Annotated in this window: 24 protein-coding genes; 20 read left to right on the top strand and 4 right to left on the bottom strand. The window is 48.7% G+C overall.

Annotated features, from left to right (window positions below):
* Positions 1-165: 165 nt before the first annotated feature.
* Positions 166-741 carry a TetR/AcrR family transcriptional regulator gene (locus ACWJJ5_RS02065; protein WP_146284031.1) on the top strand — a complete coding sequence of 192 codons (576 nt, stop codon included), beginning with the start codon at positions 166-168 and terminating at the stop codon, positions 739-741.
* Between the two features lie 144 nt (positions 742-885).
* On the opposite strand, the gene ACWJJ5_RS02060 is transcribed toward ACWJJ5_RS02065, so the two are convergent.
* From ACWJJ5_RS02060 to nagA, 3 genes are read right to left on the bottom strand one after another with little or no spacing between them, the layout of a single operon-like run.
* On the bottom strand, positions 886-1617 hold the full coding sequence (locus ACWJJ5_RS02060; protein ID WP_012118554.1) for a GntR family transcriptional regulator: 732 nt from the start codon (positions 1615-1617) through the stop codon (positions 886-888).
* Between the two features lie 13 nt (positions 1618-1630).
* Complete coding sequence (gene nagB / locus ACWJJ5_RS02055) at positions 1631-2356, bottom strand: glucosamine-6-phosphate deaminase (RefSeq protein WP_146284032.1); 726 nt, start codon at positions 2354-2356, stop codon at positions 1631-1633.
* Positions 2353-3543 carry an N-acetylglucosamine-6-phosphate deacetylase gene (gene nagA / locus ACWJJ5_RS02050; protein ID WP_454022149.1) on the bottom strand — a complete coding sequence of 397 codons (1191 nt, stop codon included), beginning with the start codon at positions 3541-3543 and terminating at the stop codon, positions 2353-2355. Before nagA ends, nagB begins: the two co-directional genes overlap by 4 nt.
* 169 nt (positions 3544-3712) lie before the next feature.
* Between nagA and hprK the strand changes: the two genes are divergently transcribed.
* The 4 genes from hprK to ACWJJ5_RS02030 are packed head-to-tail and all read left to right on the top strand — an operon-like array spanning position 3713 to position 6673.
* Positions 3713-4645, top strand: coding sequence for an HPr(Ser) kinase/phosphatase (gene hprK / locus ACWJJ5_RS02045; protein WP_003151456.1), 933 nt, complete (start codon positions 3713-3715; stop codon positions 4643-4645).
* A gap of 14 nt (positions 4646-4659) precedes the next feature.
* Positions 4660-5475, top strand: a complete 816-nt coding sequence (lgt, locus tag ACWJJ5_RS02040; protein ID WP_101562471.1) for a prolipoprotein diacylglyceryl transferase — start codon at positions 4660-4662, stop codon at positions 5473-5475.
* A gap of 25 nt (positions 5476-5500) precedes the next feature.
* A complete protein-coding gene (ppaX, locus tag ACWJJ5_RS02035; RefSeq protein WP_454022148.1) occupies positions 5501-6151 on the top strand; it encodes a pyrophosphatase PpaX in 651 nt (216 codons plus the stop codon).
* Between the two features lie 3 nt (positions 6152-6154).
* Positions 6155-6673: an acyltransferase gene (locus tag ACWJJ5_RS02030; protein ID WP_007407438.1), complete on the top strand. Its 519-nt coding sequence runs from the start codon at positions 6155-6157 to the stop codon at positions 6671-6673.
* 16 nt (positions 6674-6689) lie between these two features.
* Here the strand turns inward: ACWJJ5_RS02030 and ACWJJ5_RS02025 are convergent, their stop codons facing one another.
* Positions 6690-7415 (bottom strand): C39 family peptidase, encoded by a 726-nt coding sequence (locus tag ACWJJ5_RS02025; protein ID WP_003151460.1) that lies wholly within the window; start codon positions 7413-7415, stop codon positions 6690-6692.
* A 241-nt stretch (positions 7416-7656) separates the two neighbouring features.
* On the opposite strand from ACWJJ5_RS02025, the gene ACWJJ5_RS02020 reads away from it, so the two are divergent.
* From ACWJJ5_RS02020 to trxB, 15 genes are all read left to right on the top strand, one after another.
* Positions 7657-8829, top strand: a complete 1173-nt coding sequence (locus ACWJJ5_RS02020) for an ATP phosphoribosyltransferase regulatory subunit (RefSeq protein WP_101562470.1) — start codon at positions 7657-7659, stop codon at positions 8827-8829.
* Entirely contained in the window at positions 8822-9463 is a 642-nt protein-coding gene (gene hisG / locus ACWJJ5_RS02015) for an ATP phosphoribosyltransferase (protein WP_012118547.1), read from the top strand. The genes ACWJJ5_RS02020 and hisG overlap by 8 nt, the downstream gene beginning before the upstream one ends.
* Complete coding sequence (gene hisD / locus ACWJJ5_RS02010; RefSeq protein WP_454022147.1) at positions 9460-10773, top strand: histidinol dehydrogenase; 1314 nt, start codon at positions 9460-9462, stop codon at positions 10771-10773. Before hisG ends, hisD begins: the two co-directional genes overlap by 4 nt.
* Positions 10739-11323: an imidazoleglycerol-phosphate dehydratase HisB gene (gene hisB / locus ACWJJ5_RS02005; protein ID WP_454022146.1), complete on the top strand. Its 585-nt coding sequence runs from the start codon at positions 10739-10741 to the stop codon at positions 11321-11323. Before hisD ends, hisB begins: the two co-directional genes overlap by 35 nt.
* Positions 11324-11962 (top strand): imidazole glycerol phosphate synthase subunit HisH, encoded by a 639-nt coding sequence (gene hisH / locus ACWJJ5_RS02000; protein WP_138093023.1) that lies wholly within the window; start codon positions 11324-11326, stop codon positions 11960-11962.
* Positions 11959-12696, top strand: coding sequence for a 1-(5-phosphoribosyl)-5-[(5-phosphoribosylamino)methylideneamino]imidazole-4-carboxamide isomerase (gene hisA, locus ACWJJ5_RS01995; RefSeq protein WP_454022145.1), 738 nt, complete (start codon positions 11959-11961; stop codon positions 12694-12696). Before hisH ends, hisA begins: the two co-directional genes overlap by 4 nt.
* Positions 12693-13451: an imidazole glycerol phosphate synthase subunit HisF gene (gene hisF, locus ACWJJ5_RS01990; RefSeq protein WP_077722906.1), complete on the top strand. Its 759-nt coding sequence runs from the start codon at positions 12693-12695 to the stop codon at positions 13449-13451. The genes hisA and hisF overlap by 4 nt, the downstream gene beginning before the upstream one ends.
* Positions 13448-14068 (top strand): bifunctional phosphoribosyl-AMP cyclohydrolase/phosphoribosyl-ATP diphosphatase HisIE, encoded by a 621-nt coding sequence (hisIE, locus tag ACWJJ5_RS01985; RefSeq protein WP_454022144.1) that lies wholly within the window; start codon positions 13448-13450, stop codon positions 14066-14068. Before hisF ends, hisIE begins: the two co-directional genes overlap by 4 nt.
* A gap of 210 nt (positions 14069-14278) precedes the next feature.
* The gene (locus ACWJJ5_RS01980) at positions 14279-16048 is read left to right on the top strand and encodes an ABC transporter ATP-binding protein (RefSeq protein ID WP_007407428.1); all 1770 of its coding nucleotides are present in this window, start codon (positions 14279-14281) and stop codon (positions 16046-16048) included.
* A gap of 88 nt (positions 16049-16136) precedes the next feature.
* On the top strand, positions 16137-16754 hold the full coding sequence (locus ACWJJ5_RS01975) for a hypothetical protein (protein WP_327967602.1): 618 nt from the start codon (positions 16137-16139) through the stop codon (positions 16752-16754).
* Between the two features lie 36 nt (positions 16755-16790).
* Positions 16791-17468, top strand: coding sequence for a response regulator transcription factor (locus ACWJJ5_RS01970; RefSeq protein WP_015387652.1), 678 nt, complete (start codon positions 16791-16793; stop codon positions 17466-17468).
* On the top strand, positions 17465-18526 hold the full coding sequence (locus ACWJJ5_RS01965) for a sensor histidine kinase (RefSeq protein ID WP_182069576.1): 1062 nt from the start codon (positions 17465-17467) through the stop codon (positions 18524-18526). Before ACWJJ5_RS01970 ends, ACWJJ5_RS01965 begins: the two co-directional genes overlap by 4 nt.
* Positions 18527-18641: 115 nt before the next feature.
* Positions 18642-20096 carry a tetratricopeptide repeat protein gene (locus ACWJJ5_RS01960; RefSeq protein ID WP_060674008.1) on the top strand — a complete coding sequence of 485 codons (1455 nt, stop codon included), beginning with the start codon at positions 18642-18644 and terminating at the stop codon, positions 20094-20096.
* 397 nt (positions 20097-20493) lie between these two features.
* The gene (locus ACWJJ5_RS01955) at positions 20494-21906 is read left to right on the top strand and encodes a C40 family peptidase (protein ID WP_003151485.1); all 1413 of its coding nucleotides are present in this window, start codon (positions 20494-20496) and stop codon (positions 21904-21906) included.
* A 206-nt stretch (positions 21907-22112) separates the two neighbouring features.
* Positions 22113-23063 carry a thioredoxin-disulfide reductase gene (gene trxB, locus ACWJJ5_RS01950; RefSeq protein ID WP_007407423.1) on the top strand — a complete coding sequence of 317 codons (951 nt, stop codon included), beginning with the start codon at positions 22113-22115 and terminating at the stop codon, positions 23061-23063.
* Positions 23064-23236 lie beyond the last annotated feature (173 nt).

Genomic DNA, 23236 nt, shown 5'->3' with positions numbered 1-23236 from the left:
GAAAACATACAGCTTGCTGATCGGTCAGAAGAAAATCTGACGGTCAGCAGGTTTTTTTCTGTTCGTAAATGGCGGCGCCCTGCTGTGATAAGTGTTTTTGACTTTTTTATCTCCCTTTTCTATACTAAAATCGATTGGTTTTCGTAATATGCAGGAGGAAACATAATGAACAGTAAAACCGGGACAAAAGAAAGAATTATTCAAACCTCTGCATATCTTTTTCAGATTCAGGGATACCATGCGACTGGTTTGAATCAAATTATAAAAGAGAGCGGAGCACCCAGAGGGTCTGTGTATCATCACTTTCCAAACGGAAAAGAAGAACTCGCCATTGCGGCGATCAAACATACGGGAAGATGCGTTGAAAAGCAGATACAGAATAGTATGGATCAATTCGCGGACCCTGTAGAAGCGATTCAGCACTTTATTCATGTAACGGCTGAACAGTTTAATGACCCTCAGAATATTGAGGGCGTGCCGGTTGGATTGCTGGCAGGTGAGACCGCTCTGATCAATGAAACGTTAAGATGCACATGTGTTGAGGTGTTCAAGAAGTGGACGGATGTGTTTGCGGCTAAATTTCTTGAGCATGGGTTTGAACAAGAGGAAGCGGAGAAGCTTGGGATGACAATCAACTCGATGATTGAAGGCGCAATCATGTTTTCATTGGCTCATAAAAACAAAGAACCGCTGCTGCTGATTTCAAAGCAGGTTCCGTATATTATCCAAAACAGAGGGTAGCATTTTATTACTCTTTTCTTTATAAAAATAGATACCGGAACCCCAGCCTCTTCGTTTTGACTGAGTCATAGAGAACATTCACCGGCTTGATTTGAAAATGGCAGATCAAAAAAACATCTCCAACCCGTAACGGTTGGAGATGTTTCATTTCACCCTGTCCATATAATGCACGAATGTGTAGCGGTCGCCTCTGTAGGCGGATTTGACGTGCTCAAAGGCAGTGCCGTCCTGCAGATAAGTGGTCCGCTTGATATAGAGGACGGGCGCGCCGGGCTGAATACCGAGCAGCTCAGCTTCTTCCTCAGAAGCGGCTCCCGGTTCAAGCTCTTGTTTTGCCCGTGAGATCGGCATCTGATTGTACGCTTCAATATGCTCATACATGGATGATTGAAAATGGGAGGCGTCCAGTTTTCCCGCCTTGTCAAACGGGATGTACGATGCCTCAATCGCCATCGGGATATCATTTGCCAGCCGGACGCGGATGATTTTATGAAGCGTTGCCGGATAGCCGCATCCCAGGATAGAAGATAATTCTTCCGTCGCCTGAATCAGCTGGTATTCGGCAAGTCTGCTCCCCGGCTTCATGCCCCGGCTTCTCATATCTTCGGTGAAGCTTGTCAGCCCTTGAAGCGGCTGTTCCATCTTCAGTTTGCTGACGAACGTTCCCCGGCCTTTCTGTCTGTATAAAAATCCTTCATTCACCAGATTGGAAAGCGCCTGGCGCACCGTCATGCGGCTGATGCCGAATTGTTCGGCGTATTCCCGCTCCGACGGAAGCAGCGCATCCGCTTTCAGCTCGCCGTTTTTGATTTGTGTTTTCAATTGTTCCATAATCTGAAAGTAAATCGGAATCGGAGATTGTTTATCAATCTGCATAGGTCAAATCCTTTCAATCGCCGCCCGCAGCCTTTTCATCAATCAAGACCGTCACATCCGGATGCGCGTGCAGGGCGGAGGCGGGGAATGCTTCGCTGACGCGCCCGTCCAGAAGCTGCTTCACCGCTTGGGCCTTGCTTTTTCCGGATGCCATGATCAAAATCCGTTTGCCTGACAAAATCGTCCCGATCCCCATTGTCAGGGCTTTTTCAGGGACTTGATCAATTGACGGAAAGTACCGCGCATTCGCCTGTCTTGTCTCTTCATTCAGCTCAATGACATGGGTTCGGGATTCAAATGGCGTCCCGGGTTCATTAAAGCCGATATGGCCGTTGTGTCCGATGCCTAAAAGCTGTATATCCGCTCCGCCGAGTGTTTGAATCAATCGGTCATATCGTCCGCATTCGGCATCAAGATCGTCTGCCCGTCCGTCAGGGAGAAAGTGGCGGTCCTTTCGGCTGTCGATGTGTGCAAAAAAATGTGTATTCATATAATAATGATAGCTGTTTTTGTCCTCGGGAGAAAGCCCGGCGTATTCATCAAGGTTGATCGTCGTGACATTCCGGAATGACAAGCCTTCTGAGCGGTGCATCCGCACAAGTTCTTTGTATACGCCTTCAGGAGTGCCCCCCGTCGCAAGGCCGAGAACGGCATCCGGCTTTTGTTTCACTGTTTCAGCAATAATCGCTGCGGCTTTTTCACTTAATTCTTCATAATGTCTGCATGTGATAACATTCATGTCCAATCAGCCTCCCTTGAGATATATGCGGTGTTTCCGCGGCAAATCGTGGCCAGCACGCCGCACTGTCCGTCCGTCAGAACAACGTCGGCGTCTTTTCCTTCGGCGATGCTTCCTTTACGGTCGAATATGCCGAGGCGGCGGGCCGCATTTGCCGATGTCATATTTGCTATATCCAGCCATGAGCAGTTTGTAAACCTGCGCATGAGCGCCGCGCCTTCATTCATTTTTAAAATGGAACCGGCCAGCGTTCCGTCAGAGAGAAGCGCCGTGTCCCCGTGAACGGTGACTTTTTGCCCGCCGAATTCGTATTCTCCGTCCTTAAGCCCTTTTGCCCGCATGGAGTCTGTAATCATGATCAGGTTTTGGCTTCCTTTCGCCAAATAAGCAAGCTTTACAGCCAGAGGATGAGAATGAATGCCGTCAGTGATCAGCTCCGCCGTGATGCGGCCGCAGGCGAGAGCCGTGCCGATACCCCCCGGCTCACGGTGATGAAAGGAGCTCATGGCGTTAAAGAGGTGCGTCATATGCACCGCCCCGGCATCCGCCGCTTTTTGTAAAAGCTCGGCTCCTGCGTCTGTGTGTCCCATTGACGGGATGATGTTTTGGTCTTTTAAATAACGGATCAGGCTGAAATCAGGATCTTCTTCCGGCGCAAGCGTCACGATTTTGATCAGCCCTCCCGAGAGCCGCTCCCATTTCTGAAAGAGCCCGGCATCAGCAGGAGTAATCCATTGTTTCGGCTGTGCTCCCGCCTTTTTCGGAGAGACAAACGGTCCTTCTAAATGAATGCCGATCAACTCAGCGCCTTTTTGGGCCTGCGGTGAGGAAGACGCCCATTTTTTGGCGTTGATGAGCGCTTTTTCAATGTTTTCGTGCTGCTGTGTGATCGTTGTCGCTAAAAAAGCGGTTGTTCCTTCTTCGGGCAGCCGGGCGGACATTGTATCAAGAGCTGCAACATCGGCATCCATCGTATCCGCGCCGTATCCGCCGTGAATATGAATATCAATCATTCCGGGAAGCGCATACGAGCCCGCGGGCGCCTTCCATTCCTTCTCATACGTTTCTTGCGGTCTTGTTTTTCCCGCGTAAGAAATGATGCCGTCCTTTATACCGAGAAAACCGTTTCGGATGATTTCTTTTTCTGTTACGATGTCCGCACCGCTGATTAACAAGCTTTCAGCCACTTTAAAACACGCCTTTCTGGTTAGTTGTTAGTTTTATTTTACTCCTTTTCAGACTAGTTATCTAGACCAGTTATGCCGGAATTGTATAAATCTGTTTTGGTTCAGACAGTAAAGTGATAAAATATAACTGTTCAAAGCTCGGAACATCCCAGAACAGGAGGAACATATCTTGGCAAAGGTTCGGACCAAAGACGTAATGGAGCAGTTCCATTTAGAATTGATCAGCGGAGAAGAAGGGATTAACCGCCCGATTACGATGAGTGATTTATCACGGCCCGGTATTGAAATCGCCGGTTATTTTACATATTACCCGAGAGAACGGGTGCAGCTTTTAGGAAAAACGGAGCTGTCATTTTTCGATCAGCTTCCCGAGGAAGATAAGAAACAGCGGATGAAATCGCTGTGCACCGATGTGACGCCGGCTATCATACTTTCCAGAGATATGCCGATCCCGCCGGAGCTTGTAGAAGCTTCCGAGCAAAACGGCGTGCCTGTGCTCAGATCCCCTCTGAAAACAACCAGGCTGTCAAGCAGGCTGACGAATTTTCTTGAAAGCCGTCTCGCGCCGACAACGGCCATTCACGGCGTGCTTGTGGATATATACGGCGTCGGCGTGCTCATTACGGGAAAAAGCGGCGTCGGTAAAAGTGAAACGGCGCTGGAGCTTGTCAAACGAGGTCATCGTCTTGTCGCGGATGACTGCGTTGAAATCCGGCAGGAGGATCAGGATACCCTTGTCGGGAACGCGCCTGATCTGATTGAGCATCTGCTCGAAATCAGGGGGCTCGGCATTATAAATGTCATGACGCTGTTCGGGGCGGGCGCCGTCAGAAGCAATAAAAGAATTACAATCGTCATGGACCTTGAGCTTTGGGAGCAAGGAAAGCAATACGACCGTCTCGGACTTGAAGAAGAAAAAATGAAAATCATTGATACGGAAATTACAAAACTGACCATTCCCGTTCGCCCGGGGCGGAATCTCGCCGTTATTATCGAAGTTGCGGCGATGAACTTCAGATTGAAGCGGATGGGCTTGAATGCTGCCGAGCAATTCACGAATAAGCTGGCGGATGTCATTGAGGACGGCGAACAAGACGAATAGGAGTTGGCAATAATATGAATGAAGCAGGAACACCGATCAATCCGATTGCCTTGCAGCTCGGGCCTTTATCCGTGCACTGGTACGGAATCCTTATCGGCGCGGGCGCGTTATTAGGGCTTTGGATGGCCATGAGGGAGAGTGAAAAGCGGGGGCTGAAAAAGGACATTTTTATTGATCTTGTTCTTTTCGCCATCCCGATCGCAATCATTTGCGCAAGGGCATATTATGTGCTTTTCGAGTGGAGCTATTACTCGGAACACCCCGGGGTAATCATTAAAACTTGGAAAGGCGGCATCGCGATTCACGGCGGATTAATCGGTGCGATCGCGACGGGAATCGTCTTTTCAAAAGTAAGAGGCATCTCATTCTGGAAGCTGGCGGATATTGCCGCGCCGAGTATTCTGCTCGGCCAGGCCATCGGACGCTGGGGGAACTTTATCAACCAGGAGGCTCACGGTGGAGCGGTCAGCCGGTCATTTTTGGAAAGTCTGCATCTTCCGGATTTCATCATTAATCAGATGTACATAGACGGACAATATTATCACCCGACGTTTTTGTATGAATCGCTGTGGAGTTTTGCGGGCGTCGTGATTCTGCTTCTGCTCCGCCGCGTGAACCTGCGCAGGGGCAATCTGTTTTTGACGTATGTGATCTGGTATTCAATCGGCAGATACTTTATTGAGGGAATGCGGACGGACAGCCTGATGCTTACGAGCCAGCTTCGGATCGCGCAGGTCATTTCCATTGTGCTGATTGTACTTGCGATTATTTTAATGATTTTCAGACGCATGAAGGGGTATGCCGATAAGCGGTATGCTGACACGGACTGACGACTGAAATCGGAAAGGACATAAGATGACTGATAAACGTGTAACCGCCATTTTATTCGATCTCGACGGCACGCTGATTGACACGAATGAACTGATTATCGCTTCTTACCTTCATACGCTTGATCATTATTGCCCGGGGCAGTTCAAAAGGGAAGATGTACTTCCGTTTATCGGCCCGCCTCTGTACGAAACGTTTTCAGGCATTAATGCTGAAAAGTGCGATGAGATGATCAGCATGTACAGAGCATTCAACCATGAAAAGCACGATGAGCTCGTCACGGAGTACGAAACGGTTTATGAAACGCTTGATGAATTGAAAAAAGCGGGCTATCAGCTCGGTATTGTCACCGCAAAGCTGAGGGATACAGTCAATATGGGATTGAAGCTGACAGGCATCGGGGCGTTTTTCGATACTGTCGTCACGCTTGATGATGTAAAGCACCCGAAGCCTGACCCCGAGCCTGTGCGGCTTGCGCTCAGCCGGCTTGGGTGCGATCCGTCGGAAGCCATCATGGTCGGTGACAATTATCACGATGTCATGGCGGGAAAAAACGCCGGCACGAAAACAGCCGGCGTCGCGTGGACGATTAAAGGCGCACAGGCGCTTTCCGCCTATGAACCCGATTATATGCTCGAGAAAATGAGTGATTTATTGCACATCACCGGAGTGAAGTAACCCGTGAGAAAAACAGACCGCCATCCGGTTTCAGGTGCAAATTCATTGTGGCATGTTTATCAGACGGTTCCCTTTCTGAAGGTGATGAAAAATTTCATCATCATTCAGATCGCAAGGTATACGCCGTTTTTAAGCGTGAAAAACTGGCTGTACCGAACCTTTTTGAAAATGAATGTCGGAAAACAGACGTCATTCGCGCTGATGGTGATGCCGGATATCATGTTTCCCGAAAAAATCACTGTCGGAAAAAACAGCATTATCGGCTATAATACGACGATTTTGGCTCATGAATATTTAATACATGAGTACCGGACCGGTTTTGTCACAATCGGTGACGAGGTGATGATCGGAGCAAACACAACCATTCTGCCCGGCGTCACCATCGGGAGCGGAGCCGTTGTATCAGCCGGCACGCTGGTGCACAAAGATGTCCCCGCCGGGGCGTTTGTCGGAGGAAATCCGATGCAGGTGATCTATACGGACGAAGAAATGAAAAAACGAATGGAAAACCCCGCAGATTAACGTCAGCGGGGTTTTTTTATGACTTGATCACAATGGCCTGGCTGCCCATCTGCTTCCAGGCTTTTTCAAAGTCAGACCGGTCTGTTTTTCTGTTTTTATAGCCGTAAGGATCATTAACGTATACATAATCGTGATCATAACCGGTTACGGCTACGCTATGCATGCTGAACGTAATGTCGATCTTTCCGTTCGGCGTATCCCAAGTCTGCATATGATCAACCGGCTTAAAGGATGTGGTGGTAATCACCCAGACCGGCCGCCCTTTTTCAAGCTGGCGGTACACTGAAGAAATGTCTTTTCCCGTAAGATCGTATACTTTGTTTCCCGCATATTCTTTGGCAAGTTTATCAATCGGCTCATGATAAACGCCTAAACCCGGGCCGTTTTCCATATCTCCGGCAAATCCTTCATTCGGATCTCCCTTCAGCCCGCTGCTGTATGTGAGCGGAACTTTATTGATTTTATCCGCCAATGTATTTTTTGACACATGATATCCGGCATTGTTCAAAATCATGGCAAGGCTGGTCACCTCACAGCCATTGTACAGTCTGGGAGAATCCATCTGTCTGTACAGAACGACATTCAGCGGTGACGCGCTCCCTTTTAACGGTGTTTTCTCATCAGGCTCGTCGGACTGCTGATTGAAAAAATTTAAATGAATATCGTTTGTATAGATGTTATATCCCAGATAGACAAGGATGGCTGTCAGAATCAGCACACATAATGTTCCAAGCGTCTTCATTATCAATTATTCTCCCTTGTTTCTGATGAAGCTGTTCTATGTATTATAGCACTTCTGCTCAATATGATTCGATCGTTCCGATATGTTTACAGGTTTGTTCATTCTTTAGCCATGTTTATGGAAAAGAATAGGCGGACATTGGGCGTTGCAATCCATTCTTTTATCTGCTAACATATTATCATATTAGCGAACTAAAGGATTCGGAATTTTCCTTCAGACAAAGCGGAGGTGTAAAAGGCAAATGTTTATGTTTGAGAAACCGCATGGCATGAGAGATACGCTGCCTGGTTTATACGAAGCAAAGAAGAAAGTCCGTTCCACACTGACGGATTTAATTGATAAATGGGGTTATCAGTTTATGGAGACGCCGACCCTTGAATTCTATGAAACAGTAGGCGTCCAGTCAGCCATTGAAGAACAGCAGCTGTTTAAGCTTCTCGATCAGGACGGAAAAACGCTTGTGCTTCGGCCCGACATGACCGGACCGATTGCCAGGGTGGCGGCATCTAAGCTGCACAAACACCATCATCCGCTCAGAGCGGGGTACGCGGCAAGCGTCTATCGCGCTCAGGAGCGGGAAGGCGGACGTCCGGCCGAATTCGAACAGGTCGGCGCGGAGCTGATCGGCGACGGATCAACAAGCGCGGACGCCGAGGTCATTGCGCTGGCGGCCGGCGCTTTGAAAAACGCGGGATTGCACCGGTTTAAAATCGCGATCGGCCATGCCGGACTCGCTGATGAGCTGTTTGTCGAGGTTTTGGGCAATGCCGAGCGGGCGGATGTTCTGCGGCGCTTTCTCTTTGAAAAGAATTACGTGGGATACAGGGAACATGTCAAATCGCTTCCGCTTTCTTCAATAGACAAAAGCCGGCTGCTCGCACTTCTGGAATTGCGGGGCGGGAAAGAGATATGCGCCAAAGCGGAGGAGATCATCGGAATCTCCGGACAAAGCTTAATTCAGGAGCTGGAAGACCTGTGGGACATTCTTGAGGATTACGGGTGTGCCGAGCATATTCGCCTTGATCTGAATATGGTAAGCCATATGAGTTATTACACGGGAATTTTATTCGAAGTGTACGCGGCAAATGTCGGTTTCGTCATCGGAAGCGGAGGACGCTATAACAATCTCCTCGGCCATTTCGGCAATCCCGCTCCCGCCACGGGCTTCGGGCTCCGTATCGACAGGCTGATTGAAGCGCTCGGCATTCAGGAAGAAACAAGTGAAGCGGACGCCGTGATTTTCAGCAAGGAGCAGCGGGCCCAGGCCATTTTATTCGCGGAGGAAGAAAGGGCGCGAGGCAGAAAAGTCGTCCTGCAGGATCTGGCGGGCATTGAAAATATCGATCATATGACAAAATCATTCGCAAACGTCACATACTTTATCGGTGCCAGAAAGGAAGAGCGGAATGGGTAAGGTACTCACAATGGCAATGCCAAAAGGACGGATATTCGAAGAAGCGGCCGGGTTGCTGCGGCAGGCCGGATACAGGCTGCCCGAAGAGTTTGAAGAATCGAGAAAACTGATCATTGACGTTCCTGAAGAAAATCTCCGCTTTATTCTGGCAAAGCCGATGGATGTTACGACTTATGTCGAGCATGGCGTCGCTGATGCCGGTATTGCCGGGAAGGATGTCATGCTTGAGGAAGAGCGTGACGTGTATGAGGTGCTCGATCTGAAAATCAGCAAATGCCATCTCGCCGTTGCGGGGCTTCCCGGAGCGGATTGGAACGGAGTCGCCCCGAGGATTGCGACGAAATATCCGAATGTTGCGTCGAGTTATTTCAGAGAGCAGGGCGAACAGGTGGAAATCATTAAGCTGAACGGTTCCATTGAATTGGCGCCTTTAATCGGGCTTGCTGACAGAATCGTAGATATCGTATCAACCGGGCGGACATTAAAGGAAAACGGTCTCGTTGAATCAGAACATATTTGTGACATCACATCGCGTTTTATCGTCAATCCGGTCAGCTACCGCATGAAGGATGATGTAATCGACGAAATGGCGGCCAGGCTGGCCAGGGTTGTGGAAGGAGAAACGGCACAATGAAAATAACCGCAGTAAAAAGAAGCGAGCGGTTTTCACTGAAGCGTTCCATCGACAGCGGAACCGAAGAGCAGCGGAAAACCGTCAGGGGGATTATTGAAGACGTCAGACAAAACGGTGACAAAGCCGTTTTGGCCTATACAAAAACATTTGACGGCATCAGCCTGAACCGAATGTCCGTGAGCGCAGAGGAAATCACCGAGGCGTACCGTCTGCTTGATGATCAGCTGCTGGAAGTGATCAGGCAGGCGATTGCCAATATTAAAGAATATCACGAGCGCCAGATGCAATCCTCTTGGTTTTACCATCGCAAAGACGGTTCGATGCTCGGACAGAAAATAACGGCGCTCGATTCCGCGGGCGTATACGTGCCGGGCGGGACGGCCGCTTATCCGTCTTCCGTTTTAATGAATGTCATCCCCGCTCTCGCTGCGGGAGTGGAACGGATCGTTCTCGTCAGTCCTCCGGGAAAAGACGGCCGCCTTTCGCCGGGCGTTCTGGCGGCGGCATCTGAGCTCGGCATAAAGGAAATTTACAAGGCGGGAGGCGCGCAGGCGGTTGCCGCGCTCGCTTACGGAACGGAAACGATACAGCCTGTAGATAAGATCACGGGCCCCGGAAATATATTTGTAGCGCTCGCGAAGCGCGAAGTCTTCGGCGTTGTGGATATTGACATGATCGCCGGGCCAAGTGAAATCGTGGTCCTGGCAGACGATACGGCGGTGCCCGAAGAAGTCGCCGCTGACCTGCTTTCACAGGCCGAACACGATATGCTCAGTTCAAGCGTGCTTGTCACCGATTCACAGAAGCTTGCCGAAGCGGTATCAGATGAGGTGAATAAACAGCTTCAGACCCTGCCGCGCAAAGAAATCGCCGAAGCGTCGATCAGGGATCACGGCCGCATTTATATCGCGGAATCGATGGAAGATGCGGTGGACACGGTGAATGCGCTGGCGCCCGAGCATTTAGAAATCATGACGCATTCGCCGGAGGCTTTGCTTGGAAGCATCAGACACGCGGGGGCGATTTTCTTAGGACGATACAGCGCTGAACCGGTCGGCGATTATTTTGCCGGACCGAATCACGTTTTGCCGACAAACGGAACGGCGCGGTTTTCAAGCCCGCTGAATGTAACAGACTTTCAAAAGAAATCGAGCATCATCTCTTACAGCCGGAAGGCATTTGAAACGCACGCGGACAGCATTGCCGCCTTTGCGAGACTGGAAGGGCTTGAAGCGCACGCAAGATCGATTGAAGCGAGAAACGGAGGAATGACCGATGAGAAAAGCGGAACGCGCCAGAACAACAAATGAGACGGATATTAAGCTGGCTTTCGAAATAGACGGAGAAGGAAAAGCCGACATCAGCACGGATGTGCCGTTTATGACTCATATGCTTGATTTGTTCACAAAGCACGGGCAATTCGATTTAACTGTTGACGCAAAAGGCGATACGGAGATAGATGATCACCATACGACTGAAGATATCGGCATCTGTTTAGGGCAGGCTTTTTTTGAGGCGCTCGGTGATAAAAAAGGGATCAAACGGTACGGATCAGCGCTTGTGCCGATGGACGAAGCGCTCGCCCAAGTCGCCGTAGACCTGAGCAACCGGCCGCACCTTGAGATGCGCGCTGCATTTCCGCAAGCGAAAGTCGGAACGTTTGATACCGAGCTGGTACATGAATTCCTATGGAAACTGGCGCTCGAAGCGAGAATGAATCTGCACGTCATCGTTCATTACGGCACGAATACCCATCATATGATAGAAGCCGTGTTTAAGGCGCTTGGCAGAGCGCTTGATGAAGCGTCATCCATTGATCCGCGCGTCAAGGGTGTGCCGTCTACGAAAGGAATGCTGTAAATGATCGGTGTAATTGATTACGGTATGGGCAATTTATTCAGCGTGTCGAAAGCGCTGGAACGCGTCGGGGTCCCGTATGTCGTATCAGACCGGCCGGAAGAGCTTGAAAAAGCGGATGCTTTTATTCTTCCAGGTGTCGGATCATTCAGTGACGCCATGGACAATTTACGCAGCACGAAGCTTGATCAATTCATACACCGTATGGTTGACGAGGGTAAGCTGCTCCTCGGCATCTGCCTCGGCATGCAGCTCATTTTCGAAGAAAGCACCGAAAACGGCTCTGCAAAAGGACTTGGTTTATTAGCCGGAAAAGCTGTGAGACTCAAAGACAGAGATGCCGAAGGAAACAAGCTGAAGGTGCCGCATATGGGCTGGAACCGGCTGACGTTTCACCAAACGTCTCCTTTGCTTTCGGAAGCGGAAGAAGGATTCGTTTACTTTGTCCATTCCTATTATATAGACGGGCTGGAAGACGGCGATCTTCTGGCAAGCGCTGAGTACGGCGTTCGTGTTCCGGCAGTCGTCGGGAAACGCAATGTCTTCGGTGCACAGTTTCACCCGGAAAAAAGCGGTACGGCCGGAATGGCGATCTTAACGCAATTTACAAAAATGGCAGCGGAACAGAAGGTGAAGAAATGAACGCTTTTACATTATATCCGGCAATCGATATGAGAAACGGCAAATGCGTCCGCCTCATCCAAGGCGATTACGGCAAGGAAACGATATACGGTGACTCTCCTTTAGACATGGCGGCGCAATTTGCACAAGAAGGTGCCGAATGGATTCATCTCGTGGATCTTGACGGCGCGAAAGCAGGCAAGAAAGTAAACGACAGGCATGTTCTTGACATTGCGCAGCAGCTTGATGTCAAAGTCGAGATCGGCGGCGGTATCCGTTCTGAAGCGGATGTGTACGGTTATTTATCACAAGGCGTTGATCGCGTCATTCTCGGCAGCTCGGCCGTATCCGATCCGGCATTTGTGAAGAGCATGCTGAAACAATACGGCGGCAAAATCGCGATCGGCCTTGATGCAAGAAACGGATATGTCTCGACGGAAGGCTGGCTGGAAACATCTTCGGTAAGGGCGGCCGATCTGGGCCGTGAATTGGCGGCCGAAGGAGCGGAAACCTTCATTTTCACGGATATTGCAACTGACGGCATGCTGTCAGGCCCGAACATCGAAAGCACCGTTCAGCTCGCAAAAGCAACGGGAAAAGACGTCATCGCTTCAGGCGGAGTCAGCTCAGTCGCCGACCTCAAAGCACTGGCCCGCTTCAAAGACGCCGGCGTATCGGGAGCGATTATCGGAAAAGCGCTGTATACAAAACATTTTTCATTGGCTGAAGCGCTCAGCGGGGTGAAGGACGCATGATCACGAAACGAATCATTCCGTGTCTCGATGTGAAAGAAGGACGCGTCGTCAAGGGCATTCAATTTCTCGGGCTGAAAGATGCGGGCGATCCTGTCGAGCTGGCCGAAGCCTACGACAGGGAGGGCGCTGACGAACTTGTTTTTCTCGACATTTCCGCCTCTCACGAAGGCCGCAAGACGATGACAGACGTCGTAGAACAAGTTGCGGCAAAACTGGCGATTCCGTTTACGGTCGGCGGCGGAATCAATCAATTAAGCGATATGAAACGAATGCTTCGCGCCGGCGCTGACAAGGTATCCGTTAATACAGCGGCCGTTCTCCGACCCGAGCTGATTACGGAAGGAGCTGAGTTTTTCGGCTCGCAATGCATCGTAGCGGCGATTGACGCAAAGTATGACGAAGATTCGGATTGCTATAAAGTGTACACACACGGCGGCAGAAAGAAAACCGAGCGGGAAGTCACGGCCTGGGCAAAAGAAGCCGTCAGCCGGGGAGCGGGTGAAATCCTGCTGACAAGCATGGACGCAGACGGTGAGAAAACAGGCTTTAATCATACGCTCACACAGCTTGTCTCACGTGCCGTCCCGGTGCCCGTCATTGCGTCAGGGGGAGCCGGCAGCGCGCGTCATATGCTTGAAGCCTTCACAGTCGGTGAAGCGGACGCCGCGCTTGCAGCTTCCATTTTCCATTACAAAGAGACATCTATAAAAGAAGTGAAAGATTATATGAAGAAACACGGGGTGAATGTGAGATGAAACAGGCAGATGAACTGCGGTTTGACGAGGCCGGACTGATACCCGCCATCGTACAGGATGCGGCAAGCAAAGAAGTGCTGACACTGGCTTATATGAACCGAGAATCCTACGAAAAAACGATAGAAACGAAAGAAACCTGGTTTTACAGCCGTTCACGCAGGGAGCTGTGGCATAAAGGAGCGACATCGGGGAATACCCAAAAGGTGAAAGCCATCCGATATGATTGCGATCAAGATGCCCTCGTCGTGCTTGCGGAGCCCTCAGGACCCGCATGCCATAAGGGAAGCTACAGCTGCTTTTCCACGGAAAAAGCAGACACGCAGGATCGTTTCGGCATCTTGAATGAACTGGAAAGCGTAATCGCCAAACGGCAGGCGGAGATGCCTGACGGAGCCTACACAACGTATCTGTTTCGAGAAGGCGTCGATAAAATCCTTAAAAAAGTCGGAGAGGAAGCCGCAGAGGTTATTATCGCCGCGAAAAACCGCGACCATGAAGAATTAAAATGGGAAGCGGCGGATTTGCTGTATCATTTGCTCGTTCTTCTGCGTGAGCAGTCGCTTCCTCTGGATGACGTGCTTGATGTCCTTGCGAAACGCCATTCAGAATCTGAGTAAAACAAACCTCACGGAGAGTCCGTGAGGTTTTTATTCTGTCAAACTTAAACATTCAATAAAATATTCCTTATTTCCGCAACCGGAGGCAGATGAATTTGATAATATTGACTAATAGAGTTTATTTTGGTTTTTATCAAAAATATACGTTTTGTTCATATTCCGTTCATGCACATCCGTTATAGTATAAACAGTGATATAGGAGGAAAACATATGCCGAATAAACAACCAAAACCTAAAGGGAAATTCAGCTCATTCTTTTCATTAGTCAAAAAAACAAAACCATCATACGGTATGCTGGCCTTCGCGCTGTCTCTCAGTATTGTGACAACGCTCGTCAGCCTGCTGATTCCGCTGTTGACAAAGCAGCTCGTTGACGGCTTTTCCATGTCGTCGCTGTCAGGCGTGCAAATCGGAATCATCGCAGCCGTGTTTATCGTACAGGCCGCATTAAGCGCCTACGCCACCTACGCCCTGAACTACAGCGGCCAGAAAATCATCTCGGGACTGCGTGATTTGTTGTGGCAGAAATTAATTAAACTGCCCGTCTCTTATTTTGACAAAAACGCCACGGGAGAAACGATCAGCCGTGTCACCAATGACACAATGGTGGTAAAAGAGCTGATCACAAACAATATCAGCGGATTTATTACCGGAATCATTTCCGTTATCGGGTCACTGACGATCTTATTTTTCATGAACTGGAAGCTCACATTGCTCGTGCTGATCGTCGTGCCGCTGGCTGCGGTGATTTTAGTGCCGATCGGCCGGAAAATGTTTAAAATTTCTCGGGAAACACAGGATGAAACGGCGAGATTCACCGGATTATTAAACCACATCCTCCCGGAAATCAGGCTTGTAAAAGCGTCAAACGCTGAAGAAGCGGAATACGGACGCGGAAAAGCAGGCATCATGGCGCTCTTTAAACTCGGGTTGCGTGAAGCGAAGGTGCAGTCGCTCGTAGGCCCGCTTATTACACTTGTATTAATGGCGGCGCTGGTCGCTGTCATCGGGTACGGCGGGATGCAGGTGTCATCCGGTGAATTGACAGCCGGCGCACTCGTTGCCTTTATCCTGTATTTGTTTCAAATCATTATGCCGATGGGCCAGATCACTTCATTTTTCACACAGCTTCAAAAATCCGTCGGCGCAACGGAACGGATGATTCATATTCTTGCAGAAAAAGAAGAAGATATCCAAACCGGAAAAGCCATTGAAAACGCAGATCAGCCGATTAAGCTCGAACAAGTCTCATTCGGCTACAAAACAGATCAAACCATCTTAAAAGACATTACGGCTACGATTGAGGCCGGCAAAGTCACCGCGATCGTCGGACCGAGCGGCGGCGGAAAAACAACGTTATTTAAGCTGCTTGAACGATTCTACAATCCGACTGCGGGCAGCATCCTGCTCGGAAATGAACCGATTGATGCATATTCCCTTGAGTCATGGCGGGAGCATATCGGCTACGTGTCGCAAGAAAGCCCGTTAATGTCAGGCACCATCCGCGACAATATCTGCTACGGATTAAAACGCGAGGTGACTGATGAGGAACTGAGGCAAGCGGCTGACATGGCCTACGCCCTGCAATTTATTGAAGACTTACCGAAGAAATTTGAAACAGAGGTCGGTGAGCGGGGAATTATGCTGTCAGGCGGACAGCGGCAGCGCATCGCCATTGCCAGAGCGCTCCTTCGCAACCCGAGCATTCTGATGCTTGATGAAGCGACATCAAGTCTGGACAGCCAATCTGAAAAATGGGTGCAGCAGGCGCTGGAAGTTCTAATGGAAGGCCGCACCACGATTGTGATCGCCCATCGTTTATCCACGGTTGTGGATGCAGATCAGCTTCTCTTTGTCGAACAGGGTGAAATCACCGGACGGGGCACACACCATGAATTAATGGCATCCCATTCGCTGTACCGCGATTTTGCGGAGCAGCAGCTGAAGCTGAATGCCGACTTAGAAAACAAAGCTGTGTAAAGCAAGACTTTATGAATAGAAAGCAGCTGAAAAAGCTGCTTTTTATTTTGCAGCCGGAATCCTATTCATTGGAAGCGGGGGGTGAATTATGAAAAAACGCACAAAGATTTTTTATTGTCACGTGGCCTTACTGCTCGTATTCATGACTGCCGGGTGTACGGACGGTAACGATGAAGAGCCGAGCCATTCTTCAAGTCCGGCCGGAGAAATCAGCGGCATCAACAAGGCTGAAACAGCATCAGCGGCAGAAAAAAAAGAACCCGTAAACAAAGATTCACATCACATCTCTGCGGACAAAAGCGAACCGAACAACATGTCGGCAGATTATTCTCCTCTGCAAATTGAATATGCCCGCATCTGGCTGCAGCTTGGGGAAAATCAGCAGATAGATGAATTGAACGTTCGCCGCATTCCAGCCGGAGCACTCGTCAATCCTGACGATCATACGAGCGCCCGCTATCCGGAAGATGTTACGCAGTTAGCAGGCTCCCGGTTAGTCGATGGGTCAGTCACTTACAGCAGCAATGGTGACGGCACCATTCAGGTATACAATGTTCCTTTGCGCTGGGAGTCTCGTGAAGATACTGATCAAGGCGAAATGAAAGAAGTGACGGAGGAAATGATCCGCCATACAAAAAAAGTGTCTGTCGATACAGGAGACAATGAAAAAATAAGACGGTTAATAGACATCATGTCGATTCATTAAAAGAAGACAGGCAAAAAAGCAGAAGGAGGGATTTTCATGGCTGTCATATTGGTTGCGGATGACGACCGCCATATCCGTGAGCTTGTCCGCCTCATGATGGAGCAGAGCGGCTTTGACGTCGCAGAAGCGGAAGACGGGGAAGCGGCGGTGCGGCTGATCGAATCAGCACCTATTGATCTCATCATACTGGATGTGATGATGCCGAAAATGGACGGGTTTGAAGTCAGTGAAGCCGTCCGCAGCTTTACGGACATTCCGATTTTGATGCTGACGGCAAAAGGCGAAACGCTGGACAAAGTGCAAGGTTTTACTTCCGGAGCGGATGATTATCTCGTCAAACCGTTTGAGCCGCTTGAGCTGGAAGCAAGGGTCAAAGCATTGCTGAAACGGTACCGGATCACCGCTGAAAAACTGCTGACCATCGGAAATGTCACATTAGATAAGCAATCCCGCACCGTAACGCGCGGCGGCGGAGCGGGATTGACGCTGCCCCGGCGTGAATTTGAGCTTTTATTTAAGCTCGCCGGTTATCCGAATAAGACGTTTTCAAGAGAACAATTAATAGAAGATATTTGGGGCTTTGATTATGAAGGTGACGAGCGGACGGTTGATGTGCATGTTAAAAGGCTGAGGGAACGGTTTCCGGAAAAGGACTATCCGTTTGCCATCCATACGGTGCGGGGGCTCGGGTATCGGTTTGTGGTGACAGAATGAAACGGATCTTCAGAACGGCTGGAAAAATCATCATCCTTCTCACCGTCACCGCATTCTTATGGCTGGCGGCTCACCTGATCGTTCAGGGATTCGGTCTCATATGGCCGATTTTGCTTGTGCCGTACGCCGAGCAGATTCTGACGCTCTGGCTTGTTTTCGGCCTGCTATTTGTAACGATGTTTATTTTTTCAAAGTCAGCACGTGAAAGACATCATGCGATCTGGGATTCGCTGACCGCCACGATCAAGCAAATGTCCAGCGGCAACTTCACCGCGGCCGCCTCCAGGAAAATGGAGAAGATTGAACGGGACCACCCCGTGACGAAATTGGCTGATGAACTGTCGACACTCGCCGCGGAACTGAGTGAAATGGAAAAGCTGAAACAAGAATTTATTTCGAACGTTTCCCATGAAATCCAAACTCCGCTTACTTCATTAAAGGGCTACGCGCATCTTCTGAAAAAACCGGATTTATCATATGAGGAGCGGGGGCGCTATTTACACATCATCGAGACAGAAACAGAACGATTATCAAAAATCAGTGAAAATCTGCTGAAGCTCACTGCGCTTGAACGCCAAACCGAACCGATACAAAAAAAACCGTTCCGCATTGACAAACAGCTGCGGCGCACCATATTGACCTGTGAGCCTGAATGGTCCGCCAAACAGATTGAGTTTCTCATTGATTTACAGGAGTCGTATGTGTACGGAGATGAAGCGCTGCTCAGCCAAGTATGGATGAATCTGATTCACAATGCCGTAAAATTTACCGGTGAAGGCGGCCGCATTTCCGTTAAAATTGTTGATCTGCCGGGAGCGGCGGCTGTCGAAATCGCCGACGACGGAATCGGAATGGAGCCTGAACAGGCGGAGCGTGTATTTGAACGGTTTTATAAAGCGGACAAGGCGAGAAACGCAGGGGGAAGCGGGCTCGGCCTGTCCATCGCCCAAAAAATCGCAGAGCTGCACGGCGGTTCGATAAAGGTTGAGAGCAAGCGCGGCGAAGGAACCCTTTTCCGCGTCATTCTTCCAGCCGAGCCTCGTGAAAAAAACAGCTAAAATCTGGTCGAACCAGCCAGTAAAAAACGAAGCCGATCCTGTCTTTTGAACTATTGAGGCGAAACCGTTTTATGGTATACTACTGACGGTAATACGTATAAAACGGAGGATATTTGTGGGAAAACACACTTCTGAACAGAAAAAGCACGCGCAAATTGTCCAGCTGCTTCAGGATGGACAATATTTTTTTCATAAAGGCTTAAAAGCATATAAAGAGCGGAATTTAAAACGGGCCAGCAAACTGATTCAGCGGGCCGTCCACCTCGAGCCGAATGATTCCGAAATGCTGTCCCGGCTGGCCGTCATTTATTCTGAAATGGGCCACTACCAGCAGTCAAATGAGCTGTTCGACTTTATTTTGGTGAACCTGAAAGAAGAAATGCCCGAGTGTCATTATTTTAAAGCGAATAATTTCGCGCATTTGGGGCTCTTTCAGGAAGCATACAAAGAAGCGGCGGCTTATTCAGATGCCGATCCGGACGGGGAATTCAGCGAAGAGATTGAAAATCTGATGGAGCTTTTGGATTTCGGCGAAGCGGGTGAAAACGAATCGCTCTATGACCAGGATGAGCTGCTGATCAGGCAGGACCGGGCAAAAATGCTTCTTGAGAGCGGCCAGCTTCATGAAGCGGTTGTCATGCTTGAAGAGATTACGGCCGATTACCCCGAGCTTTGGTCTGCATACAACAACCTGGCGCTCGCTTACTTTTACTCAGGCAATGTTACAAAAGCGAAACAGACGGTATTCGAAGTGCTTGAGAAAAATGAAGGCAATCTCCATGCCCTGTGCAACCTCCTTGTATTCTGCTATTACGAGAGGGAAGATGAAAAAGTCGGAGAATTGAGCGGAAAACTCGCCAACGTGTATCCGATTTTATTCGAACAGCGCTATAAGCTGGGGGCGACGCTTGCGCTTGTCGGCAGACATGATCTCGGTTATAAATGGCTCCGTTCTCTTTACAAAAGCGGGTTCGAAGGCGACGAAACGTTTTATTACTGGCTTGCCGCCTCAGCCTACGGGACAGGCCGCACAGAATTTGCAGAAACCATTTGGAAAAAGGCCGAAGCCGAATTTCCCGAATCAGACCGGCCCGCGCCTTGGGCGGAGCGGCAGGAACCGCTGCCTGCTTCACTTGAACAGCGGCTTGCCGCCTATTATATCAGCAGCGCTGAAGGAGAGCGGAACCAGCTTGAAAAAGTTCTGACGGTAAAACGCGCCGTTTCACCGTTTGAACAAGATTTCGTCAGACTGCTGCTTTCCGGTGAAAAAGGCGCTTCAGGCGTCTCCGGTGACGCGCTGTTCACGTATCGGACGGTCAAGCTTCTGGAGAAAGCGGAAGCCGACAGTTTAAAAACTGACGTCATGAGCTGCTGGGTTTTTCACGTCATTCAGCACATCCGCGCCGCCGCTGCCGTACAGAATGAGCGGGCATGGGCCGCAGCCATCGCATACGTATGGAAAGAAGCTAACGGCGAAAAAACGACGAAAAAAGAAACGGCCGCCGTTTACGGTATAACCCCGGCAACCCTTTCGAAATACATCAGACAAATAGATGATATATTAGAATAAAACCGATTCTTTCTATATAAAGAGTCGGTTCTTTTTTTTATCATAAAGGGGCAAAACAGAACTTTACCGCCGAAAAAAGAGGTATTCATACGTATTTTTTTGCTTTTTGAATCGAAATCAGGCTGTAATCACCGTTTATTTTGCAAAATATGAGATTTGCAATCACATTGAAATATAACTGTAATAAAAATTGTCGAAACATGATGGTATAATGAGTCTCGTACATAAGAGATTAGTTTATTTTACATGTGCTGTATAATCTATACCAATTAACCAGATTCAAAGAATCGTACATAAAAATCATCAGCCTCACGGGCATGTGAGGGAGCGTAACTTTGATGTTCATAATAGAATTCCAAATGAGAACAGGTTTAAAGTAAAAGGGAGGAAAGAAAAAGTGAAAAAGAGTTTATTAACACTTGGTTTGGCTTCCGTCATCGGGACAAGCAGTTTTTTAATCCCGTTTACAAAAACTGCATCGGCGGAAACATTAGACAGCAAAAAAGCGAAAATTGAAAGCAAGCAATCTGAGGTGGCTTCAAGCCTTGAAGCAAAAGAAAGAGAATTGTCTAAGCTTCAGGATAAGCAGGCTAAGATTGAAAAAGAACTGAAAGACATTAACGCTAAAGCGTTGGATACAAGCAATAAAATCGAAGATAAAAAAGCTGAAAACGAAAAAACGAAAAAGCAGATCGCTGATTTGAAAAAAGAAATCAAAGAAACAGAAGCGCGTATTGAAAAACGCAATGAAATCCTGAAAAAACGCGTTCGCTCTTTACAGGAAAACGGCGGTTCTCAAGGATACATAGATGTACTTTTAGGAGCGACAAGCTTCGGAGACTTCATTTCCCGTGCGACTGCAGTATCTTCTATCGTTGATGCGGATAAAGACCTGATCAAACAGCAGGAGCAGGATAAAGCGAAACTCGAAGACGCAGAGGCTGAACTTAACGTGAAGCTGAAAAAAGTTCAAGATGATCTTGCGAAACTCGAGTCTATGCAAAAAGACCTGAACAAACAGCTTGATCAGAAAGACAAGCTTTTCGACGAAGCGAAAAACGGTCAGAAAAAAGCGGCTTCCGCTATCTCTGATCTGAAAAAAGAAGCGTCACAGCTTGCAAACCAAAAAGCTGACACTGAAAAAGAACAGAAGCGCATTAAAGCTGAGCAGGCTGCAGCGGCTGCCCTGATCAAAAAACAGGAAGAAGCGCAAAAAGCTTCTGAAGACCAAAACCAAAAAGATGACAGCCAGCCGGCACCGGCGGTTAAAACTGTGAAAAAAGCGGCTGTTTCAACATCATCTGATTCATCTGACAGCTCAAGCAAACCGAAGAGCACTTCAGGCGGATCATCTCATAACAGCGGCGGTTCAGATGATTCTGACGGCGGATCTGTTATTTCAAATTCAGGCGGTATTGAAGGCGCGATCAGCGTAGGATCAAGCCTTGTGGGTCAATCTCCGTATAAATTCGGCGGCGGACGCACTCAATCCGATATTGACAACCGTATTTTTGACTGCTCTTCATTCGTACGCTGGGCTTATGCTAACGCAGGCGTTAATCTCGGACCTGCAAGCGGCACAAACACAGATACATTAATCGGAAGAGGTAAAGCAGTAAGCGCGTCTGACATGAAACGCGGAGACTTAGTTTTCTTCAACACGTATAAAACAAACGGCCACGTCGGCATCTACTTAGGTAACGGAACGTTCCTGAACGATAATACATCACACGGTGTATCCATTGATTCTATGAGCAACCCTTACTGGAAGAAAGCATTCAACGGCAATGTAAGACGTGTCGTGCAATAATGAATAAGACAAGGGCCTTCTATCCCGGAAGGCTCTTTCTTTATTTGTATACCCGCTCAGGAGCTGCCTAATCACGGTTTCTCAGAAAAATGAGCAAAAAAATAGCGAATTGCCCTCAGATTTAATAGGATATGGGTAAGGAATACGATTGATGGGGATTCTTAGTCATATAGGGTGCGCCCCATTTCGAAAAGGAGTGAATCATGGTGTCAGAAGAAAAAATTTATGATGTGATCATTATCGGCGCGGGTCCGGCGGGGATGACCGCTGCTGTTTACACATCACGAGCGAACTTATCCACATTAATGATCGAAAGAGGAATTCCGGGCGGCCAGATGGCCAACACGGAGGATGTTGAAAACTATCCGGGTTTTGAAAGCATTCTCGGCCCTGAACTTTCTAATAAAATGTTTGAACATGCGAAAAAATTCGGTGCGGAATATGCGTACGGTGATATTAAAGAAATTGTTGACGGTAAAGAATATAAAACGGTCAAAGCCGGTTCAAAAGAATATAAAGCGCGCGCCATCGTCATTTCTGCCGGAGCGGAATACAAAAAGATCGGTGTCCCCGGCGAAAAAGAACTGGGCGGCCGCGGCGTATCGTACTGCGCGGTTTGTGACGGCGCGTTCTTTAAAAATAAAGAGCTTGTCGTTGTCGGCGGCGGAGACTCCGCCGTTGAAGAAGGCGTCTATCTGACACGCTTCGCTTCAAAAGTCACCATCGTTCACAGACGTGACAAATTGCGGGCGCAAAGCATTCTTCAGGCGCGTGCCTTTGACAATGAGAAAATTGACTTCAAATGGAACAAAACCGTAAAAGAAATCCATGAGGAAAACGGAAAAGTCGGCAGACTTACTCTTGTGGATACCGTGACGGGAGAAGAGGAAGAATTCAAAGCTGACGGCGTCTTTATTTATATCGGTATGCTTCCGCTTTCTAAACCGTTCGAAAACTTGGGCATCACAAATGAAGAAGGCTACATTGAAACAAATGCCCAAATGGAGACAAAAGTTCCAGGCATTTTCGCCGCGGGAGATATCCGTGAAAAAACGCTCCGCCAGATCGTAACGGCGACAGGCGACGGAAGTATTGCGGCTCAAAGCGTTCAGCATTATGTGGAAGAGCTTGAGGAAACGCTCAAAACCGTTAAATAATCACTGTAATGTTCAGTTTTTGAATCGTTACTGTGTTTTAATTACGCTGTAACACGGGTGAAATACTGATGTTTTAAGATGAAGGTAGTAATTGACCCCCTTTTTAATGAATACACTTTGGCACGGATTCCAGTATCCGTGCCCTTTTTTTGCGATTTTTTGTTTTCTGTCAA

Source organism: Bacillus sp. JK74 (assembly GCF_053663395.1).
This window is presented reverse-complemented; position numbering and strand designations above follow the sequence as displayed.

Coding starts and splice junctions, on each gene's coding strand:
- ACWJJ5_RS02065 (WP_146284031.1), top strand. CDS start 166: ATGAACAGTAAAACCGGGACAAAAGAAAGAATTATTCAAACCTCTGCA.
- ACWJJ5_RS02060 (WP_012118554.1), bottom strand. CDS start 1,617: ATGCAGATTGATAAACAATCTCCGATTCCGATTTACTTTCAGATTATG.
- nagB (WP_146284032.1), bottom strand. CDS start 2,356: ATGAATGTTATCACATGCAGACATTATGAAGAATTAAGTGAAAAAGCC.
- lgt (WP_101562471.1), top strand. CDS start 4,660: ATGAATGAAGCAGGAACACCGATCAATCCGATTGCCTTGCAGCTCGGG.
- ppaX (WP_454022148.1), top strand. CDS start 5,501: ATGACTGATAAACGTGTAACCGCCATTTTATTCGATCTCGACGGCACG.
- ACWJJ5_RS02025 (WP_003151460.1), bottom strand. CDS start 7,415: ATGAAGACGCTTGGAACATTATGTGTGCTGATTCTGACAGCCATCCTT.
- ACWJJ5_RS02020 (WP_101562470.1), top strand. CDS start 7,657: ATGTTTATGTTTGAGAAACCGCATGGCATGAGAGATACGCTGCCTGGT.
- hisG (WP_012118547.1), top strand. CDS start 8,822: ATGGGTAAGGTACTCACAATGGCAATGCCAAAAGGACGGATATTCGAA.
- hisD (WP_454022147.1), top strand. CDS start 9,460: ATGAAAATAACCGCAGTAAAAAGAAGCGAGCGGTTTTCACTGAAGCGT.
- hisB (WP_454022146.1), top strand. CDS start 10,739: ATGAGAAAAGCGGAACGCGCCAGAACAACAAATGAGACGGATATTAAG.
- hisH (WP_138093023.1), top strand. CDS start 11,324: ATGATCGGTGTAATTGATTACGGTATGGGCAATTTATTCAGCGTGTCG.
- hisA (WP_454022145.1), top strand. CDS start 11,959: ATGAACGCTTTTACATTATATCCGGCAATCGATATGAGAAACGGCAAA.
- hisF (WP_077722906.1), top strand. CDS start 12,693: ATGATCACGAAACGAATCATTCCGTGTCTCGATGTGAAAGAAGGACGC.
- hisIE (WP_454022144.1), top strand. CDS start 13,448: ATGAAACAGGCAGATGAACTGCGGTTTGACGAGGCCGGACTGATACCC.
- ACWJJ5_RS01980 (WP_007407428.1), top strand. CDS start 14,279: ATGCCGAATAAACAACCAAAACCTAAAGGGAAATTCAGCTCATTCTTT.
- ACWJJ5_RS01975 (WP_327967602.1), top strand. CDS start 16,137: ATGAAAAAACGCACAAAGATTTTTTATTGTCACGTGGCCTTACTGCTC.
- ACWJJ5_RS01970 (WP_015387652.1), top strand. CDS start 16,791: ATGGCTGTCATATTGGTTGCGGATGACGACCGCCATATCCGTGAGCTT.
- ACWJJ5_RS01965 (WP_182069576.1), top strand. CDS start 17,465: ATGAAACGGATCTTCAGAACGGCTGGAAAAATCATCATCCTTCTCACC.